17 protein-coding genes and 2 pseudogenes are annotated in these 15,399 nt (G+C 36.2%); 6 read left to right on the top strand and 13 right to left on the bottom strand.

Annotation, left to right across the window (positions count from 1 at the left end; genetic code table 11):
• Positions 1–62: 62 nt before the first annotated feature.
• Together GHD25_RS20415 and istB are read left to right on the top strand one after the other, a co-directional pair.
• Positions 63–952 (top strand): annotated as a pseudogene (locus tag GHD25_RS20415) (Mu transposase domain-containing protein); the annotation flags it as partial.
• Positions 943–1,713 (top strand): IS21-like element helper ATPase IstB, encoded by a 771-nt coding sequence (istB, locus tag GHD25_RS12545; RefSeq protein ID WP_205601359.1) that lies wholly within the window; start codon positions 943–945, stop codon positions 1,711–1,713. The pseudogene GHD25_RS20415 and the gene istB, both read left to right, overlap by 10 nt.
• Before the next feature lie 269 nt (positions 1,714–1,982).
• Here the strand turns inward: istB and GHD25_RS12540 are convergent, their stop codons facing one another.
• From GHD25_RS12540 to GHD25_RS12495, 10 genes and pseudogenes are all read right to left on the bottom strand, one after another.
• Positions 1,983–2,300, bottom strand: coding sequence for a winged helix-turn-helix domain-containing protein (locus GHD25_RS12540; protein ID WP_205601358.1), 318 nt, complete (start codon positions 2,298–2,300; stop codon positions 1,983–1,985).
• Positions 2,297–2,731: a hypothetical protein gene (locus tag GHD25_RS12535; protein ID WP_164217338.1), complete on the bottom strand. Its 435-nt coding sequence runs from the start codon at positions 2,729–2,731 to the stop codon at positions 2,297–2,299. Before GHD25_RS12535 ends, GHD25_RS12540 begins: the two co-directional genes overlap by 4 nt.
• 237 nt (positions 2,732–2,968) lie before the next feature.
• Positions 2,969–3,154, bottom strand: a complete 186-nt coding sequence (locus GHD25_RS12530; RefSeq protein WP_164217131.1) for a hypothetical protein — start codon at positions 3,152–3,154, stop codon at positions 2,969–2,971.
• 129 nt (positions 3,155–3,283) lie between these two features.
• A complete protein-coding gene (locus GHD25_RS12525) occupies positions 3,284–3,739 on the bottom strand; it encodes a DinB family protein (RefSeq protein WP_164217336.1) in 456 nt (151 codons plus the stop codon).
• Positions 3,740–3,742: 3 nt separating this feature from the next.
• Complete coding sequence (locus tag GHD25_RS12520; RefSeq protein WP_164217334.1) at positions 3,743–4,228, bottom strand: GyrI-like domain-containing protein; 486 nt, start codon at positions 4,226–4,228, stop codon at positions 3,743–3,745.
• 29 nt (positions 4,229–4,257) lie between these two features.
• Positions 4,258–4,808: pseudogene (locus GHD25_RS12515) on the bottom strand (DUF1697 domain-containing protein).
• A 103-nt stretch (positions 4,809–4,911) separates the two neighbouring features.
• Positions 4,912–5,091, bottom strand: a complete 180-nt coding sequence (locus GHD25_RS12510) for a hypothetical protein (protein ID WP_164217332.1) — start codon at positions 5,089–5,091, stop codon at positions 4,912–4,914.
• A 212-nt stretch (positions 5,092–5,303) separates the two neighbouring features.
• Positions 5,304–6,503 carry an IS110 family RNA-guided transposase gene (locus GHD25_RS12505; protein ID WP_164217330.1) on the bottom strand — a complete coding sequence of 400 codons (1,200 nt, stop codon included), beginning with the start codon at positions 6,501–6,503 and terminating at the stop codon, positions 5,304–5,306.
• Between the two features lie 353 nt (positions 6,504–6,856).
• Positions 6,857–7,195, bottom strand: coding sequence for an MmcQ/YjbR family DNA-binding protein (locus GHD25_RS12500; protein ID WP_240452354.1), 339 nt, complete (start codon positions 7,193–7,195; stop codon positions 6,857–6,859).
• 22 nt (positions 7,196–7,217) lie between these two features.
• On the bottom strand, positions 7,218–7,661 hold the full coding sequence (locus tag GHD25_RS12495; protein ID WP_164217328.1) for a VOC family protein: 444 nt from the start codon (positions 7,659–7,661) through the stop codon (positions 7,218–7,220).
• A gap of 89 nt (positions 7,662–7,750) precedes the next feature.
• On the opposite strand from GHD25_RS12495, the gene GHD25_RS12490 reads away from it, so the two are divergent.
• The 3 genes from GHD25_RS12490 (at position 7,751) to GHD25_RS12480 (ending at position 11,246) form a co-directional block, all read left to right on the top strand.
• Positions 7,751–8,689: a helix-turn-helix transcriptional regulator gene (locus GHD25_RS12490; protein WP_164217326.1), complete on the top strand. Its 939-nt coding sequence runs from the start codon at positions 7,751–7,753 to the stop codon at positions 8,687–8,689.
• A 603-nt stretch (positions 8,690–9,292) separates the two neighbouring features.
• Positions 9,293–10,543, top strand: a complete 1,251-nt coding sequence (locus GHD25_RS12485; RefSeq protein ID WP_164217324.1) for an IS4 family transposase — start codon at positions 9,293–9,295, stop codon at positions 10,541–10,543.
• 490 nt (positions 10,544–11,033) lie between these two features.
• Complete coding sequence (locus GHD25_RS12480) at positions 11,034–11,246, top strand: type II toxin-antitoxin system HicB family antitoxin (protein WP_164217322.1); 213 nt, start codon at positions 11,034–11,036, stop codon at positions 11,244–11,246.
• Between the two features lie 682 nt (positions 11,247–11,928).
• Here the strand turns inward: GHD25_RS12480 and GHD25_RS12475 are convergent.
• From GHD25_RS12475 to GHD25_RS12465, 3 genes are read right to left on the bottom strand one after another with little or no spacing between them, the layout of a single operon-like run.
• Positions 11,929–13,656, bottom strand: a complete 1,728-nt coding sequence (locus GHD25_RS12475) for a DUF2326 domain-containing protein (RefSeq protein ID WP_164217320.1) — start codon at positions 13,654–13,656, stop codon at positions 11,929–11,931.
• Positions 13,647–13,892, bottom strand: coding sequence for an ABC-three component system middle component 6 (locus GHD25_RS12470; protein WP_164217319.1), 246 nt, complete (start codon positions 13,890–13,892; stop codon positions 13,647–13,649). The genes GHD25_RS12475 and GHD25_RS12470 overlap by 10 nt, the downstream gene beginning before the upstream one ends.
• Entirely contained in the window at positions 13,889–14,830 is a 942-nt protein-coding gene (locus GHD25_RS12465) for an ABC-three component system protein (protein WP_164217317.1), read from the bottom strand. Before GHD25_RS12465 ends, GHD25_RS12470 begins: the two co-directional genes overlap by 4 nt.
• Positions 14,831–15,022: 192 nt before the next feature.
• Here GHD25_RS12465 and GHD25_RS12460 point away from each other — a divergent pair, with 192 nt between their 5' ends.
• Positions 15,023–15,367 carry a hypothetical protein gene (locus GHD25_RS12460; RefSeq protein ID WP_164217315.1) on the top strand — a complete coding sequence of 115 codons (345 nt, stop codon included), beginning with the start codon at positions 15,023–15,025 and terminating at the stop codon, positions 15,365–15,367.
• Positions 15,368–15,399 lie beyond the last annotated feature (32 nt).

Below are 15,399 nucleotides of genomic sequence, written 5' to 3'. Positions count from 1 at the left end.
ATTATTTTCTATGAAGATTATCGCATGAAAAAACTATGGTGAAAATGTGGGGACTATTTGACGCTTACATCGGAACAGAGAGAACCATCACGGACGGCATGACCAACTTGTCCAACTACTATCAATTGAACATTCGCTTGTGTCAGCCAAGAAAAGGCAATGAAAAAGGGCATGTGGAACGAAGTGTGGAGTTTATTCGCAGAAAAGCCTTTGCACCGGGCTATACCTTTGCAAGCCTGGAAGAAGCAAAACAACACCTTTCATTGATATTACAACAACTCAATGAACGCCTGCATCATCAACACAAAATTAAACAGGTTGAATTAATGAAAAAGGAAAAAGGAATCGCAAAGCCCGCCAATACACCGTTTGACGTAGCTGATGTCATTGAATGCCGTGTGGATAAGTATAGCACTGTCGCGATTAAACAAAATCACTATTCGGTACCAGAAGGGCATGTGGGCAAATACATCAAAGCAAAGGTAGGGGCTGATCACATAGGCTATTTATTGACGGAGAGCTTGCCTGTCGGCACTGTCGCAATTGGGGATTGCATCAGTGGGAAATGGATATCAACCATTATCTGAAAACCTTTCAAAAGAAAAAGGGTGCTCTCGCCCAAAGCGAATGCTTGAGGCAGGCACCAAGACTCATAAAAGAATTATACACCAATCATTATATCGGAAAAGAAAAGGAATTTCTAGCGTTACTCCTTTATATTCAAGAACATAACAACTTAGATCGTGTCATGGAAGCCGTCAAAGAATTGAATGCGATTCGATTCGGCTATGTCACGACAGAACGAATTCTTTTCATCTGTGACCAATCTTCCCACCAAAAAGAAAGCACACCTCTGGGCCGCGACGAGGTCATCGAGCAATCTGAAAGTAATATGGAGGCCTATGCGAACATGGTTCAACAAGTGGAAGAAGGAGTGACGCATTGTGGATAAAAAAACAACAACTGGTTGAGATCTCTAAAGAATTACGCTTACCGAGCATTCGCAAAATGGTTCAAGATGAAACCACATTCAAAAATCCAGATGAAGCATTTGATGTATTACTTCAAGTGCTTCTGCAGGAACAAAGTGACCGATTCGTACGTGCGAAGCAAAATCGGATTCGCGCAGCCAATTTTCCGCAGAAAAAATTGTTAGAGGAATTAGTAGAGGACGCTTTACCTGATCAGGCCAAACAAAAATTACCGCATCTGAAATCACTTGATTTTATAAAAGAAGGTCAGAATGCCATTCTAGCCGGCTCACCTGGAACTGGGATGAGCCACATTGCGACCGGGCTTGGAATGGAAGCTTGTTTAGCCGGATACCGTGTATTCTTTGCGACTGTTCCCTCCTTTATTAATCAGCTAAAGGAACATCGTTCGGAAAGGACGCTGCGATCGTTCGAGTTAAAGTTTGAGAAATATGACTTGGTGATTATCGATGAACTTGGATATATCTCTTTTGACAAGGAGGGCGCCGAACTTCTATTCACGCACTTGTCATTACGAGCTGGAAGAAAATCAACGATTATTACAAGCAACCTGCCATTTATGAAATGGCAAGATATTTTCCACGATCCTGTATTAACAGCAGCATTAACGGATCGACTGACTCACAAATCGCACGTTATCAATATGAATGGTTCTTCATATAGGATGAGGGAAACGCAAGAATGGATCAATTTAGACGCAAACAAGGTGGCTCAAAATTAGTTTGCGAAATGGCTCACTTTTCACTTGCGAAATACACTATGAAAGATCACACCACGCGCTTTCATTTCACGATAATCTTTTTCAATATCATCTCTATCTCATCTCGAACGTTAAGGTCTAATTTGGGATGCTTGGGTAATCATGTGCATGTATCCCCCTCTCAATCGCTTTACCAGTCATTTTGACACCCATTATAAATGAAAAAAGAGGAATTAATTTCTTACAGATTGCTACAATCTCTTGAGCTTGTCTGGACTCAATCGTTTTGCTTAAAGCCAGGGGGCAGACCCAATAATGCGATGCAACGTACGAATATATTCGTTATAAGCATCGGTTCCCTCAGTCGTCAAAGATAGCCATGTATGCGAACGTTTCCCAATAAAACCTTTCTTGACTTCAACGTAACCTGCTTTCTCCAGCGTGCTGATATGTTTGGATAAAAGGGAATCGCTTACTTCTATCAAATCCCGAAGAAAAGCAAAATCAACTTCACCTGCTTCTCCAAGTGCAGACATCATAGACAGTCGTACGGGAGAATGAATTATCTCGTTTAGTTCAAGTCTTGGGTGTGTTGATTTGCTCGTCAACTTCTCATCCTCCAAGCTCCGTAAAAACATGGTAAAGCAGGAACAACGCCAATCCATGCAGCGGGGAGTGTACCTGGTTGTAATAGAAATACACAGGTAGCGACTGCAACGACCATTAGTCCTGTATATATATTGAAAATAAACCTTTCAAATCTCCGCAGTTCCTTTGAGCCTGTCGTGGGATGCTTTTTGCGGATCGAAACCAACAACTGATAAAATATAATGGGAACGAATACAAGATATATTTCGTATTTCGCCCAACGTTCCAGAGGCACCCATCCTAAAAATGCGAAGAAAAACATTGTGATCAATCCCATTGCCAACATCGCAACCATGTGCCATCTTCTGCTTTGTCGAACGATTCGTTGCGAACGATCGATGATGGACATCGCTTGATTCGGTCCGATATACTCTTCAGTTTTATCGTCCATAATACCTCTCCTAACCTTCCGTTCATTCATCGAATCATTGTTATTTCATAAATTGATTATACCATTAACTTGAACATCATTCAAGCACTTGAATGATGTTCAAAAAAAGATGTAAGTCGAGGATCATCCTTATCTGATATCATAACCTACACTTCCGACGCTGGCAGCTCGCACTTTGCGCAGGCGTAACAGACTAATAAGCCCCTTAATGAACTTGGACAGTAAGAGTAATATTTACTATACTGCTAAACAAGCAACAGCAATATTTGGATTATGCGTCACGATAATAATCTGCCTTCTTTTCTTTGCCTCCACAATACATAGAACTAGCTGATTAAATACTGATTCATTATCAAGGTTGTCCTCTGGCTGATCAATAATAAGTGGTTCTTCACTTTTATCTTTCGGAAATGTGACCGACAAGTTCGGCGTGACCTTTCAAATCATAACTGAAAGTCCAAATAATTCGTATATGTGAGAAAAGAGGATGATCTGGAAAAATGTTCCAGATCATCCTCTTCCTCTTTTTATGAGTCCGTTCCCATCATCACATTAGCGAAAAAATGGGAGGGATTCCGCACCGACCATGCGAGCATAGACGTACAATTGGCCTTTGTGATGAATCTCATGTTCATATACCGCCGTCAGCAATACTTTTCTTTTTCCTTGCAGTTTCGGATGTGGAATGGGGCTTTCAGCTTCGAGATTGGCTTTTGTCAACGATTCATATGTTGCTTTTGTTTTTTTCGTAAACTTCCGAACATTCTTCCGTACGTCATCCATTGTTGTACATTCGGGGACATCTGGAATGACGAGTTCCCCCCCTGTTTTCACAACGGTGATAAAGGCCTCATTTGAAGCGGCGACATGGAGGGCAAGTTCGCTTAAACTCATCGCTCCATCCCACGGCTTAAAATGAAGATGTTCATCATCGATTTGTTCCAGCAATTCTTCTAAAATACGCCGGTGCTGCAACCAATCATTCATCATTGTCTTAATTTCATCCATTACTCATTCCTCCATTGTAATAGGTATCATAATCGTAAAATTAGGGTCGTTTGAGTATGAATCTTGATGTACAGGATAGATTTCAAGGTGCGTAAGGTACTCAGTTGAAGTAACGTAACCCTTCTCTGCAATCCATTGATAAATGTTTCTGTAAGATGCTCGAATATCTTGACCTTTTAGATGCTTCATTCTCACAAATGTTGTTTCAGGTACACTGATTGCCATCACGCCTTCCGGAATATTGGAAATTTTCGCGACTTCAACAACGGAATAAGGTACGAAACGATCGTTCCCCGTTTGGGCATTGTAAGATAGCCCGATGAGATTTTCAGATTGTACAACATGATCAATCTCATTCATTCTCTCATGCATTTCTTTCATCATGGATTTGATTCCACCAGCTTCTGCCTCTGAAAACGTTCCTTCCCATTTTAAACCGATTGCCTCAAACTGTTGTTTTTTGACAGTGTCATATCCGATTTTTAACATTCCCCTCTTTAAGCTAGGATTTGATACAATCACTTACCTCTGTGCACTTCTTGCATCAGAATGTATATTTTACGAGCGGTATTGACATTTCCGATCGTCACTTGTTTGTATAGTTTTGAACCGACGATCTTTGACATCCCGCTTTTAGTCACATTTTTCTTGTCAACCGACCATAGAATCGTGCCAGGAACGTATTTCACCGTGTCGATATCCGGTTTGATGACGAAATTCTCCAATACCGATTCGTCATCAATGCCATCCCATAAAAATAGTACATCACTTTTCATTTCTTTGTCGTTTTTCCATTCATCCGGAATGGCGTTGATGATTTTTCGGATATCCTCAATACTACGAACCACCACTTTGATCTGCAATCAGAAGTCTTGATGTATCGCTTCTTCCAAAATGTGTGCGATTCCTGTTTTCGAAAGGACGTCGTGTGTAAAAATGATATTGCCCGTATTGATATATGTCACGACTTGACGCATACCCACTGTTCAAACGTTTGTTTAAGCAATTTCATGTCAATTTTATTTTTCCCGCCAACATTGATCCCTCGAAGAAGTGCGACATAAACCATGATTCAACTCCGGCATTGAGTTTTAGTGTCAAAACCTTTAAGTTGTGAAATCATAACTTGGGTTTCGATTCAGTCTTTCATAATCCGAACAACATCCAAAAACTTACCCATGTCTGTTTTTATGTTTTTTTATGAAATCATTTACTAAGTCATGCTTCATTTTACGTTCTTCCTCACTTTCATCAGTATCACAGGCAAAAACACCATTCGTCGATTCTTCTGCTAAATCATGAAGTTCATCTCTTATAAGCCCCTTAATGAACTTGGACAGTAAGAGTAACATTTACTTTGGATTATCGTGGGGAATACGCAATTTTTTCGGAATATGCAATGCAATATCCTATTTATTCTTATTAAACAATACCAGCTAATATGAGTCAACACCTGTGTCTAAAAAAATTCATAAAAACATGTTACAATAAAATCGAGCATACCAAATAACCTACCACTTCTAAATTGGAAGGTTTTGGAATATCGGGATATTTTTAAAGCTGTTTATTGTTCTACAAAAGATTCTTTACGCTTTAACATGGCATGGATCCAGTGAATAAGTTTGTTTGCACAAGCGATGACGGCGACCTTGTGTGGTTTGCCTTCTTCTCGTTTCTGGTCATAAAAGGCCTTAAGCTTGGCATTACGATTGTTGGTCAAGCCGCACTGCACAGCTGTATAGAGCGCCTGCCGAAATCTCGATGAACCTCTTTTGGTGATTCGGTTGATGGTCGCTTTAAATTTCCCGGATTCATGAACGCTAGGATCAATACCTGCATAGGCAACCAGCTTTTTTGGGTGGCTAAACCGATCGATTTCCCCCATTTCGGAGATGATTGTGGCGGCAATCTTACCTCCGATACCGGGAATCGACCGTATCAACTCATATTCTTCAAAAGTTCTAGCCAGGGCATCTATCTCTTCTTCCAGCTTGGATAGGTGCCTTTGGTATTGGAGAAGTAGCTCAACGTACATACGCAGGCTGACGAGATGGCTGTGATATTTACTTTGTTTAAAAGGGTTCCGTTTAGCCGCATCCTTTAATTCACGGGCTTTATTCAAAAACCACGAGTAAGACCGCTTGGCGCCCAGTTTGTGCATCTTAGTGGCCAACTCTTCCTGTTTTGCGTTTTTAACATCGTAGGATGTTGGATATTGGAGTAAGGTTTTCAATGAGATTTTGGAATATAAGCTGCCAAAAACGCCATGATATTCAGGAAAAACCTGATCTAATATCGTTTGAAACTGAAGTTTGATTTGTACATACGTTCCAGTTAAAGCCCCATGTTGCCTAGTTAGATTACGTAAATTCATGGTCCGCATCGTTTTCTTTTGGAATGTTTCTAGGTCTTCTTTGTAGTAAAGCTCGCACAAGTGATAAGCATCAATGGCATCTGTTTTCACCTTGCGTAAGTTCGTCTTTTTCGCTTCATAGGAGACAACCGGATTGATCAAATAGTAGGTTACTTCATGGCTTTCAAGAAATTGAAGTACAGGTTCATGATAGTGACCGGTTGATTCAAAGATAACAGCTGGAGACAGCCCCGAAACCTGCTCTACTTCTTGATAAAAACGATAAAACTCATGTAACCCTAATAGATTGTGTGTAAACTTAAAGTTTTTCTTATAGGGCTTCTTCCTTTCTAAAAAGGCCTGAACCTGACTTTCTCCCTTGGCGATATCCAGGCCAATGACTGGATCCATTCTTTCTCACATCTCCCTTGGTGTATTCGCCGGTTCCCCTAACCTATCTTGTAGTTTCACAGCTTCGCTTGTTATACGGAATCTACGTCCCAACCAGCTTCAAACATGTTTCTACAAGTAGGGGGTGGACAATATTGCGGACGGGATCAAGTCCCACGCGCCCGAGCGTCCTACCCCGGCTACCCTCATTAAACCATTAAAAATGGTCAACCAGAAAATAAATTCTGGTTGACCTTATAATACGATTGCGCCCTACAATGGAATAACTTTATCAAGGTAAACTCGTTAAATTATCACGCCTCTCTTCCTCGTAACTATTATAAACTCACTTCTTATGCAGCCCAATCCATTCCTTAACCAAGCGCTTCAGTGCAGCACGTAAAATTGGCTTCTTGAATCAATTCGGTCAGTTCATCCCAGTCCCCGTCATGTGGTTTTTGAATAGAAACCCAACCATGATGCCCTATATATGGGGTTTTGAAAACATACTCTTTCTGCAGCAAAAACTCTTGAGTTTCCCGATCTGATTTAAATGACAAACCGGCCTTTTCAGTAACTTTCACAAATGATTTTCCATTAATTTGAAAGGCAGTGTGCCCAAAACCATCGATATGCTCAACATCTTCGGGCAGTATAAGGCAGATCTTGCGCACATTTTCGAGCATACCTTGAGACCCTTCTTGTGATTTCACGCTTTTATTCACCTCTATAATATTAAAAATCATGTATCGTTACACAAAGCTGTATAACGATTCCAAACGGATCTCGTATTATCGCATACCCGGGGCTGAACACATTTTTTTTAAGTGGCACTAACACGGTTACCTTTTCATGTTGAACAAGAGAATTATAAAGGCTAGTAATTACATTACTATCTTTGGACTGAATACACAGTGACGAACTGTTACCTAATTGCCAGGGACGCGAAGAGTCCATTTCTTCCTCTGCTATCATTAGTTTATTAGCACCTATTTCCAAGACAGAGTGTGTAATATATTCATCCTGGCCTTCTTCATAACTAAAATGTGGATTCATTTCTTTCATTTCTTTATAATTTTTCTTAAAAAGAACTTTTGCTCCTAAATACTTTTCATAAAATGCAATTGCCGCCGCAGCCTTTCCATTCAAAGATAAAAATGGGATTACTTCAAATTTCATATTGGTTGCCTCCTTCATCATTATTGATTACACTTTCAAGTATAGTCATTAAAAGTGACAAATTAAGGCACCATTAAGAGGTGTTATTTATGAGAAAACCAGAACGTATAAATCAAATGCTGCGCTTCATCAATCATAAAAAGCATTTTACACTTCAAGATTTAATGCATGAGTTTCAAATATCAAAAAGAACGGCATTAAGAGACATTGCAGCGTTAGAGGAAATTGGTGCACCAATATATGCTGAATATGGTCGTTACGGGGGGTATCGATTACTTAATAAAATGCAGCTTCCGCCAATTTCTTTTAACAGTCAAGAAGTTTATGCACTTTATTTTGCAATGAAAGCACTACGCAGCTTCTCAAGTTTACCTTTTCAAGTCTCTTTTCGTTCCATTCACGAAAAATTTCTTAATGAATTATCTGAAAGCCAAAGACAAGATATAGAGAGAATACAAAATCGAGTTTCCTTTCGACATACAGAGCAAATCAAAGATAGTGAACATTTAGAAATTTTGTTGATGGCTGCTATTAATAATAAAGTGTTAAAAATAGCCTATCAAAAGCTTGACCAAACGGGTACTCGTATTATTCAGCCAATTGCAATTTACTTCATGAAAGGCTATTGGTATTGTCAGGCTTATGATATATGTAAAAAAGCTTATCGTGTTTTCCGTTGTGATCGAATCACATCTGCTGAAGTAACAGATATTCAACCATTAGGGGACTTAAAAGAAATTACGATGCAAAATGCACACACACTCTGGAATCCTTCTGAAAATGCAGTTCAATTTAAATGTTTAGTTGACCAGAGGGGAGTGGAGTATTTTCAACAAGAACATTACCCCTCGATTAAGTTAATTCATGAGCAGGAAAATATGTATATTATCGGTTCATATGAGCCTAACGAAATTGATTTTATCATTAAGTATCTTTCCGGCTTTGGAAAATCAATAAAAATTATAGAACCTGTTATTCTAAAAGAAAAACTAAGACAGTACTATACGGATTTACTTAATGGTATTTAGAGCTTGCTTGCGCAATTTTTTTGCCCCATATAAGCCCCTTATAGAAATCGAGAGATTGTGTGTGAAGCAAGATGTTTAAGATTCTTTTTAACGAAAGTCAGATTAACCAATATATATGACTCTATAATAAAGTGACCGTTACTGAGTTCCCGTCATAGGTCAGAAAATATTATCAAGCAAAGGGGTATGAATGATCTTGATATTTTCATACGAATAGGCTTTCTCTCTCGCTGAAGAGACAGGAGAAGTTGGGACATAAGGACTTTAGAATTTTCACTTTGAAAGTCCCCTTATTCCATTAAATGGCCCGACTGTTGAATACATATATTTCTCTTCAATTATCCTTCCCGTTCAATCATACAATAAATATAATTGTTGCACATAATGTGTCTTCTGTACATAAAAGTTTCTTTCAACTCTGGTCTTTATATGTAACGCCATTAGCCTTGCATTAACCTAAATTCCGTTTGTCAAGTGTTTTTTTTCAAATCTTTATGGTGGATTTTTCCTTATTTGTCATTTTTCAATGTCCCAAAATGTAAAAACTCCTTATAATTAGGTTTGGTAGTCCTGTCCAAATCCCTAATTAAAAGGAGCAATCGCATGGACAAGGATATCACAAAATCCACAATAAATGAACTATTAAGCGTGATTGATGAACAAAAATTTTCAAAACTAGTGAACACGATTGATTTGGATCGGTATGTCAAGAAACTTACATCCTATATATTTTTTGAACTACTGATTATTTCTCAAATTAATGACATGAACAGCCTGACGCACCCCTCAAAATACACCAACGATCAGGAAGAATTGCAGCTGCAAGTGAAGCTTGATTCGATCAGTACTTCCCAACTTTCTAGGAAGCTCAGTCAAATCTCACCCAAGGTTTTCGAGAAGGTATTTCATCATCTTGTACTGATGATTCAAGGACAGATGAAGCAATCCCCTCTTGTTCGAAATATCGGAAGGCTTCATGTCATTGATTCTTCGACGATGAGTATGAGTATCAGCCAATACCCCTGGGCCACCTTTCGAAAAACGAAGGCGGGTGTGCGACTTCACTTAAGGGTTGTGGTGACGAAAGATCTAACGGCACCCGACAAAGCGATTTTACTGCCGGCCAAACATGCGGATCGCACACAAATGGAAGAACTTATTGATGTTGACGCGGATGCGATTCAACTATTTGACCGAGGATATGTTGATTATAAGCAGTTTGAACGGCTCAGCTATCAAGATGTTCGATTCATCACCCGTTTAAAGAAAAATGCAAAGTTTGAGGTTCTATCGGAACAACAGCCAGATCCTGAAAACTTCATTTTCAAAGACCAAGAGGTCTTTTTGGGAAATGAACAAAACGGGACAAAAATGGAACACCCCCTTCGTTTGATTGAAACAAAAGATGGAGAAGGAAATCTCGTGATTATCGTTACGAGTTGCTTCGACTTATCTGCCAAGGAAATCACCGATTTATATCGCTACCGCTGGAAAATAGAAACATTCTTTAAATGGATGAAACAACATTTAAAGATCAAAACGTTCTATGGCAAAAGTCAAAATGCCGTCTATAACCAGCTTTGGATTGCGCTTATTACTTACGGTTTACAAGTACTCCTTCAGTCAAAGGCGGGAAACCATGGCGCACTATTGGACATCAAACGGACATTGCAAAGTTTTCTTTTCAAACGGTTTGATGGCTTTATACGTGCACTCTTTCGTAAACCAACCCGGACATCAAAAGGACGGAAAAAATACGACTGGCAAGCAGAGTTTCAAGTCATCCAGCGTCAATTCGATGAAGGGGAGGTGGCGCATTTAGACGATTTAGGTTTTTCGCTTTGCAAAGCGTAGTATTAAAAGCCTTAGAAACCTTGTTATATCAAGGGTTCAAGGCTTTTTCTATTTTTCTTGAGATTGCAGGATAAAGCATGTAAATGAACACATTTGGGGCTAATTTTGGGGCTAAATTGGGGCTGATTAATAATAATCAGTATAGGCGTATGTAAGGGAATGGGTATATTTCAAAAAAACATAAAATAGAAAAGAATATTATGAGCACACATCTTTTTTTTAAAATTAATAATTTTTTTGAGGGTCAATCATAACATGCGATAGGTTTGTATTTTTCTAATTGTCAATATAACTCACCAATAACTATTGTCGTCTTATACTAGGTGTCTTATATTTCAAGACCAAAACAAGCAACATATTTTGTTTATAATTATCGTTGCATCAATGTTTATATAGTTTTAGAGTTTATTCACAACATTAACGGCCTTTAAAAGCAAAAAGCCGTGATTATGTGAATAATCTTGCGTATAATAACGATGAGGTGGTTAGCATGGCTAAAACATTTCCAATTTTATACGAAAAAGATGAAAATGGCTATTTTGTAGCAACTTGTCCTTTTTTTGAAGGATGCTACACACAAGGTAAAACATTGCAAGAAGCAACCGAAAACATAAAAGAAGTAATTAAATTATGTCTTGAAGGATTAGATGAAGATGAAATCCCCGATAAGGAAATACTTTTTGGTCAAGTGGTAATACATTGAGTCATTTTCCTTAATTAGCGGGTTCATTTGTATAATCTGGTACATGGCCCCTATACCTACCAGCTAAACCATGTTTAACAGAAGCATATTTATCCCACTTGTATGTACTATTGGCTTCCAGTCAATCTGATGCACCATCACTAAAATATGTGTAGATTAATATCTGTATCGGGATCTTTAAATATACAATGCACAATGCATTAGAATGAATCAGCTACAACCGATAAAATATCAATAATTTGTTTAGCTCCACCAACTATTTTTTGTTTGAAACATTATATCTAATTCTTTCATAAAATAAAACCGTAAAAGCAGTATAATTCCTGCTTCTGTATATTAGTTTCTAAGCTTTAATTACTAATTCTCAAACTCATAGACACTATCAGCCCCTATGCTTTCAAATTTAAGTGTAAAAAATATGAAAGAAAAGAGTCAGATCCACTCTTTAAATTTATAGAAAATAGCTTTTGCATATAATACATACCAAACTAATAACCTCTACCCTGTCAAGTGTGCGGCGTATGTTTGAAACTTTCAAAAATATTGATAAAAATCATTGTTATATCAAGGATTATTGCATTTGTTGGTTATATTACTTATAAAGAATTTTAATTGTTTTAAATGATTTTGCGTCAATTTTTGCGTCAGATTTGCGTCAAATATTTATGTATATTTAAAGGGTTCATTTCTCATAATCCATATCAATCTGTATTCCAAGAAGTTTACTTGCATCGGATTCATCCGTTAATTTTAGAATTATATTATCATCTACAATCTTCTTGTATTCATCTAATTCCATTAAATCTTTAAATGAGTCCAAAGTGTCCTCGTTAATAGAGGCGATGTATTGTAAACCATTTTCATTTACTTTTTCAAATGCTTGTTTAAATAAGGTATATCTTTGTCTTGGATCCATATTGGCAAACAAACGGCTATCATGAAATAAAAATTCAAATTTATGATTTTGTTGAAGTAGTAACATGGTCATGTCATAGCAAAAAATTTTCACTTCGTTAACTCCGTCAGATGAATCATCTTGAATCTTAGCAATAATGTTATATCTTAAAGTATTTTCACCATCATTATTTTCAATTTTAATACCACCAGGCTTATCATAAAACGATTTCGATAAATTTCGGAATGTGTTCATAATTTCTTCTAACAAATCTTGATTAGACTCCAGATATTCCTCTGTTTGTATGTTTTGTTCTGATAATTCCGATTGCACATCTCGCAATTTCTTTTTATAAGTTTTTAAAATTTCTTGGTATTCTTTTAGTTTTTCAAGTTTAAGTTTCAAATCACTTAATTTTTTGTTTAAAGAAGTGTACTCATCTAGTGCTCCGTGTGTATCCAAATATTTTAGAAGCTTATTAAGTTCTTCACCTTTTTTTTCTATTTCATTTTCAACTTCTTTAAGTTTCTCTCGATTACTAATAAGTTCTCTTGAAAGCCTTTGGTTTCGATTTTTTAAAAGATTTTCTTGAAAACTAACTACTTCCTCTATTTTCTTCACTACCATCTCGGGTACTTCAATTTTTGCCTGTTTATAGAGATTAATAACTTTTTGTTCAGATTGATCTGGCTCAATTTCGATAGACTTATTGATGCTCCTAATTGAATTGCTAATTAAGATTCTTTTATTTTCTAGATTATTTAGTTCATATTTTTTTTGATCCGCATCTTTTTCGATTTCATGATAATTACTAGCAATTTTAAAAGCAGCTAATTCAATTTCTAATTTTGTAATACTATCCTCCAGATCTAATACTTCTATTTCTGTATCCTCTTTATTATGAAAATGTTCCTTAATAATTGGATCCTTTTCAATGCTTTGTTTTAAAGAATTAGTTTTATTATAACGACTTCGGAGTTCGTACTTTTTAGTAGTCAGATTCGTCTCAAGTCCAAGAAGATATGTATTGTTTAAAATTCTACTGTAATCTTGTTCTTTTCTAACAAATGTATCATATTTTACATAACACTCCCTATCTCTCCTAATAAACCTTGGAAATAATGAATTAAATGTTAAAAAATTTATCTTGTCTTGGATTCCAAATACTTTATCTAACATTATCGAGCGAAACTTTGTAATTGTAAGCTTTTCATTATTTAGAAATATTTCACTTTGTTTTTTGGTATTACGCCTTGATGTAAACATTTTTCCATCAAGTAAAAAATCCAGTTTAAACTCCCAACCTGGAATTTTTTCTTCAAAAACGTCTATCCTATTTGATCCTAAGCAAAAATGTATAAGATAAATTATTAATGATTTCCCCACACCGTTATATGTATTCTTTTTGTTACTATCATTAGGATTAGCTTGTTTTCCTACAATTAAATTTAACCCATCTTTAAACTCAACTGAATGGAATGAATTCATATTTGAACTTAACCGTATTAATCGCATAGCTTTAATCGCCCCCTTTTATCCTCACAGATTGCACCTATCATAAACAAAAAACTAATACATAGTATAAAGTTATCGAAGGTTTGGTGACCTGGAATATCACCTTTTATGTTAGCCTTCTGAAGTTCCAACCATAAATTATCTATATTAGTTGGTTTATCAATCAATTCTAATATCATAGCACTTAAACCAAAAATTGATTCTGACATTTTAATATGCTTTTGTGGTAGAATCATTTTAACTCCACCTTTATTGGAGCCTCAAAAATATCACATGCTTCAAAATAATATGACATTAAAACCAGAACCGCATCTTTTACAGCTTTTTTGTCGCTTGGCGAGGCATTATTTAAGATATACATAAATCTCTTGTCAGCGTAATTATTGCTGGTACTGCTAATTTTTTCTTTAGACTGTTTATATAAGCTTATAAATCTATTCTTTAATTCATTTTTCACAAATTCTCCAGTGCTATTAAAATAGCTTTCCAAATCACCTATTTGATAGCTTGCAACAGTCAGCATATTTGCACAAAAGGGATTTAAATTGTTAAACTCAATTTTTTCATTAAAATCAGGACTATCAGTGAGGGAGTCTAAGAAAACATCGCTTTCTGAATTTATCAAATATTCTACTGCTTGATGCAATATATCAAAATTCAAAAATCCTATTTCTTCATTTGGAATAATCCCTACTATATCTATTATATCTTCAGCGACTAAATCCATGAAAATCGATTCTAGACTATTACTACAAAAAGTATCACAAAAAACGCCAGGATTTTCGGATCTAAGTTCCACAACTTCTTTATGGACAGGAGCAGGAATACCTTTGTATTTATCATTAACGACATAATAAAATTCTGTTATTTTACAAATGTTGTCCCAGTATGATTTTAATCCATTAAAATCTTCTTTTAGTTTTTTTGCTGCATCAATTATTGTTCTTGATTTATCTATATTCTCAGGTGCAAAAACTTGATAGTAAATACCTTTTTCTTGATCGAATCCATCATTTTTTCGATCACCTATGTTGCCATATGGTTTAACCTGCTTAAAATTAGAATTATGTTTAACCATCACCTTAGAAAAAAGGTTCTCATATTCTTGTCCATCACTTTGGTGAACTTTTAACTGAAACATTATCCTAGCTATAAACCTTTCACTTCTATTCATTAATATCACCACCGTCACTTGAGAAAGTAGGTAAGAATTCTTAACCTCAATTGGATATAATTATATATTAATGGAACATTTTTTCAAAAGGAAATCAGAAAAGTCCTTCTTATTATTATTTTACACATGAAAACACAGTATGATTTGAAAGATACTCGAAGCTTTAATCAATAGAAGAAGGGAGTGATTAGTTTGAAAAAACCTTGGGTTAATTTATCATTGGATGAATTTATAGCCAATTTAAATCAAGAATATGAATACCATAAACGAGGTGGAACAGAATATCGGCAACATACTGCTAAACTATCCTTAGAAATTGCTTTAAAAGTTAAAAAAGTGCATCCCTTTTTAGATCCAGTTGAATCTAAAAAATTGGTATATACTCACCTTCCTGATGCCGATAATGAACGAAAACATGATGTCGCTAAAATGTTACGAGTAACAGCCAAAAGTATGTATTTAGAGATGACAACTCCAGAAGAGGTTAAGGGATATGTTAAAAGTAAATTGAAAAATAATTGGACTTTAAAAAAATAAAATGTTCTACTTGGATTTTTGTATACTATTTC

It is taken from the genome of Virgibacillus aidingensis, assembly GCF_010994035.1.
GTDB lineage: Bacteria > Bacillota > Bacilli > Bacillales > Amphibacillaceae > Virgibacillus_N.
This window is presented reverse-complemented; position numbering and strand designations above follow the sequence as displayed.